This window comes from Kineococcus vitellinus (genome assembly GCF_009906315.1).
GTDB lineage: Bacteria > Actinomycetota > Actinomycetes > Actinomycetales > Kineococcaceae > Kineococcus > Kineococcus vitellinus.
The window spans coordinates 1-1319 of sequence record NZ_JAAALL010000553.1 but is presented as its reverse complement, the minus strand read 5'-3'; the positions used below and the strand labels follow the sequence as shown (position 1 = coordinate 1319).

1 protein-coding gene is annotated in these 1319 nt (G+C 79.9%); it reads left to right on the top strand.

Translation table 11 applies throughout. The features are described 5' to 3' along the window. Positions 1-1279 (top strand): phosphoribosyltransferase family protein (locus GTQ99_RS23350; RefSeq protein ID WP_166618032.1); only part of this gene is annotated, 1279 nt, incomplete at its 5' end. Positions 1280-1319 lie beyond the last annotated feature (40 nt).

Here is a 1319-nt window from a genome sequence, read left to right as displayed (position 1 = left end):
GCTGGGCCTGGCGCTGCGGCGCAACCCCCGGCGCGCCCACCTGCTGGTCAGCCGGGTCCTCGGCAAGCACCTGCCGACCGACCCGCGCCTGGTGCGCGCCGCGGGGCTGCGGCTGGGGGCCCGGGTCGCCGCCGTCCTCGGCGTGCCCGAGGCCCCCGGGGCGCGCACCGCCGACTGGCGCGCGGCCCTCGCCGGGGACGCGGCGGCGACGGCCGCGGTGCTCGCGGGGGTGCTGCGCCCCGCGGCGCGCCCGGACGCGCTCGTCGTCGGCTACGCCGAGACCGCCACCGGGCTCGGGCAGACCGTCGCCGACGCGCTCGGCTGCGCGGGGCTGCACTCCACGCGCCGCGCAGCGCCGGGCGCGCGCGGCTACGCCGGGTTCGAGGAGGAGCACTCCCACGCCACCGGCCACCGGCTGCTGCCGGCGGACGCCGCCGTCCTGGCGGCCCTGGCCGACCCGGGCGCACCCCTGGTGCTCGTCGACGACGAGCTGTCCACCGGGCGCACCGTCGCCAACACGGTGCGCGAGCTGCACGCGCGCACCGCCCGCGAGCACTACGTCGTCGCCGGGCTGGTCGACGTCCGCTCCGCCGCCGACCGCGAGCGCCTCGTGGCGCTGGCCGCCGAGCTCGGCACCCGCATCGACGTCGTCAGCCTCGTCAGCGGCGCCGTGGACCTGCCCGCCGACGTGCTCGAGCGCGGCCGGCGGCTGGTGGAGGCCGTCGACCCCGTCGTCCCGGTGCCCCGGCCGGGTCCGGTCGACGTCACCCCCGTGCGCGTGGACTGGCCGGCCGGGGTGGCGACGACGGCGCGCTTCGGCACCCCGCCCGCCGCCGCCGAGCTGCTCGCCGGCGCCGACCTCGCCCGCCACCTGCTCGCCGAGCTGCGCGGTGCCGGCGACGTCCTGGTGCTCGGCAGCGAGGAGCTCCTGCACGCGCCGCTGGCCGTGGCCGTGCAGCTGGCCGCCCGCCACCCGGGCCGGGTGCGCTTCTCCTCCACCACCCGCTCGCCCGTGCTGACCGTCGACGCCGACGACTACGCCGTCCGCAGCTCGGTGGCCTTCACCAGCCACGACCCGGCCCTCGACGGCCCCGGCACCCGCTACGCGCACAACGTGCGCCGCGCGGTGCCCTGGGACGCCCTCGTCCTCGTCGTCGACAGCGCCTCCGACCCCGCCCGGCTGCACGCCGACGACGGGGTGGTCGCCGCCCTGGCACCGCTCGCCGACCGGCTGCTGCTGGTCACCCTCCCCGCGGACTCCTGGAAGGACCCCACGTGAGGCTCGCGCCGTCCACGTCCACCGCCACGCCCCCCACCAC